The organism is Enteractinococcus helveticum (assembly GCF_020742345.1).
Lineage (GTDB): Bacteria > Actinomycetota > Actinomycetes > Actinomycetales > Micrococcaceae > Yaniella > Yaniella helvetica_A.
The window spans coordinates 1-2,949 of sequence record NZ_DYXC01000022.1 but is presented as its reverse complement, the minus strand read 5'-3'; the positions used below and the strand labels follow the sequence as shown (position 1 = coordinate 2,949).

General features: G+C 57.3%; 3 protein-coding genes. All 3 read right to left on the bottom strand.

The window, feature by feature from the left end; translation table 11 throughout:
• Positions 1–144 precede the first annotated feature (144 nt).
• From K8V32_RS01260 to K8V32_RS01250, 3 genes are read right to left on the bottom strand one after another with little or no spacing between them, the layout of a single operon-like run.
• The gene (locus K8V32_RS01260; protein WP_303901667.1) at positions 145–1,383 is read right to left on the bottom strand and encodes a signal peptidase I; all 1,239 of its coding nucleotides are present in this window, start codon (positions 1,381–1,383) and stop codon (positions 145–147) included.
• Positions 1,370–2,044 carry a SipW-dependent-type signal peptide-containing protein gene (locus K8V32_RS01255; RefSeq protein ID WP_303901664.1) on the bottom strand — a complete coding sequence of 225 codons (675 nt, stop codon included), beginning with the start codon at positions 2,042–2,044 and terminating at the stop codon, positions 1,370–1,372. The genes K8V32_RS01260 and K8V32_RS01255 overlap by 14 nt, the downstream gene beginning before the upstream one ends.
• Positions 2,045–2,058: 14 nt before the next feature.
• Positions 2,059–2,676 carry a SipW-dependent-type signal peptide-containing protein gene (locus K8V32_RS01250; protein ID WP_303901661.1) on the bottom strand — a complete coding sequence of 206 codons (618 nt, stop codon included), beginning with the start codon at positions 2,674–2,676 and terminating at the stop codon, positions 2,059–2,061.
• Between the last annotated feature and the right edge of the window lie 273 nt (positions 2,677–2,949).

Sequence of the window (2,949 nt, the reverse complement as noted above, 5' to 3'; positions counted from 1 at the left end):
ACCGGGGGTGAGATCCACCGGACTCCACCATTTGGTGGCCACCGGGACAGTTGAAGATTCAGAGCGAACGGTATGCACGAGGTTTCCTTGCTTGGTGACTTACACTGATTTCACCATAAACCCTCACCTGCCGCGTCGCGCGAGTCAGCGCAAGGTTGAGTGGTGCCGCTGGTGTCTTCTGGTCACCAGCACTGCGCCGATGAGGACGACCATTGAACCTAGTACGATCCACAGCAGCACACGGAAACCGGTATTGGCCAATGCTAGGTTCGTGGTCCCGTGGTCATCCGAGACTGGAATATGGTTGGGCGGGTCAAGCCCCGGCGATACACTGAGTTCTTCATGGTGACCTGTTGCAGTTATTTGGAATGCCGCGGTGGTGTCTTGCAGTTTTTCAGGGGCGTTTTCAGCAAGAGTCGCCGTGAGTAGAACCCTGCGGGTTTCTTCTGATGACATGGTTGTCAGATCGATTGAAGTTCCCCGGTGAGCCAACTGCCCTGTGTTAAAGACACGGGGTTCAGTGTCAACAGCACAGGTGGTTCTATTTTTCGGGTCTGGGTGGCAAATAACCACCTCCACTTTGAGCCCATCCGGATCGGATATCAGCTGTCCAGCAGCACTGAGCGTCAGTTCAACAGGACTTGGTTCTGGCGCATCAGCCCACACATCTACTATCCAGGTGGCTGAATCTCCGGGCGCCAAATTCTTCATGTGTTCGATATCTCCGGTTGAGCGTAATCGCAGATAGTCGCCATGGTGATCGGTGGAGGTTTGCTGATCAACACTCAGTAGCGGTGCCGTGAGGATGAGCAGGGCGGGGATGGCGATGGTTTGAGCCCGATGTTTGCCGCGTTTGGGCTGCGGTTTGGTTGGGCCTTCTTCGTCATCGCGGGGCCAGAAAGCCCAGATGACCAGCCCGGTGGCACCAAGGGTAAGACCGCCTAATACATACGGGTTTTGAAACCACTGAATGATCGGGGCGATGCCAGGAATACTGAAAAATGCTCGGCGTACGGTATCCGTTGTATACGGTTTGGGGTCGTCGACGTCATTGGCATCCCCGCGCATGACAAAGGTGACCTCACCGGTTGTTTCATTGACGTCGGTGATTTCAGTGACTCGGTGGGTCACGGGTAAAAGTTCTTCGCCGCGATCAACCGTGACGACATCACCTTCGGTGATTTCTACAGCGGGGATTTCGCGAACCAGTGCGACGGAGCCGGTCTCAATGGTCGGTTCCATCGAACCGGTGCGGAACATCATAATCGAAATATTGAGCCATAGCCCAACGACAACCAGGATGATGCAGATCGCCCCGGCAGCGGCCAACAGCCACAGCACAACATTGCCAATTGTTGAGGACAACGATCTAGTCGGGGACAATTGATTCTGCATGGAACGTCCAGGTGTGATCGGCTGCCGTGTCTTGTGCTTCGTTGGGGGCATCGGGAGCAAGCCGCACTTCGAAACAGTAGGCGACCGCATCCGCTGCGGCGGCCGAGGCCGTCCCTGTGGTGTCGGCAGTTGCCGCTTGGTCGAGGGGAACGTAGGAGTTCTGGCCACCAAAAATAAAACCCGAACTGGCATCCAGTGTTGTTGGACAGCTAAATGATTCGGCCTCTGCGGCAGTCAGGTTGGTTGCCGTCGCCCGGTATTCGAGGTAGGGTCCCAACGCTCCGGTGGCGCCTTGCCCGGTGACCGTTAGCTCGCCGTCCACGGTCGTGTCCGGGGTCGTCCTGATCAGTACCGCAGCGGTATCGCGGTGGCCGGGGAACCATTGTTGGGCGGTGAATTGCATAGTGTTGGTGCTCTGCCACGTGCCGTCAATATTGGCTTCGATGGCAAAGGATCCTGCCTGGAATTGTCCGGTCGAAAACGTTTCATCGGTCCAGGCAGCCACAGTCGCGGTTGCGCCGACGCCCAACACTAATCCGCCAGCTGTCAGCGCCAGGATCTTCTGACGCCGACGTCGAGCAGGCGTGCGTTGGTGTTTCAACGCACGCCTCGTCAAGAGCTGATCAGGATTGGAGTCGGTTGCCGACATCGTCGAAGTCAGAGTTATTCGACGGTCTCGCCGAGGAAGCCCCAGCTGGCGGTGATATTTTGTCCTTCTACCAGGTCTTCACCGGCTGTGACCTGGAAACATAGGGTCACCGGCGTGCCGGTTGCACCGTCGGCTCCGGCGGTTAGGTCGAAGGCGGTAGCACCCTCGGTAGAGCCAACGGCGGTGCCTGCGGGAATAATGCTGGTTCCGGTGGCCTCTGGGGTACAGGCGGCGACGTCGTCCACGGTGATAATGCCGTAGGTTAAGTCCGCGGCTGCGGGATCCACGGTGGCTTCAGTGAGGGTGACGTTTGCGTCGTAAGTGGTGTCAGCATCTAGTTGCAAGGCAAAGGGTGCGGCTACGGTATCGCCGGGGGAAAGGTTTTGTGCACCGGGAAGTTCGAAGGTTAGTGCTGCTGCATCGCCTTGGGTTTCATGATCGTCAAAGGTTTCCCCGTCGGCACTGGATTGAATGTTGAACGACCCGGTACCGAAGATGCCGGTTGCCCATTCTTGGTCAGTCCAGGCTGCCAAGGTGACTGCGGCGCCAACGCCGAGTACCAGCCCACCGGCAAGGAGGGCGCGAACTTTGCGAGATGTTTGTTTCTTCGGTTCCGTAACGGTCTGAGACACGGGGGCTCCTGAGCTATGAGATATTCGTGCCGAGGAAAACGACACGGTGGATGCCAGCAAGCAGTGCGGACATCCACCGTAAACGTTACCTGATACTTGAAGATTCCACTAAGTGGTGGTTTTCGCTGCTCTTGAGTTGGCGGGGAATCCTCTGACCTGGGCTATTGCTGAGCCGGTGTTCCGGGACGCAGGGTCACATCACCAACCGCCAGGTCGATGGTGATTCGGTTGGCCGCATCCGGTGCGGTGCGTAGAGTATTATCCAAACTTGCC

Coding starts and splice junctions, on each gene's coding strand:
- K8V32_RS01255 (WP_303901664.1), bottom strand. CDS start 2,044: ATGTCGGCAACCGACTCCAATCCTGATCAGCTCTTGACGAGGCGTGCG.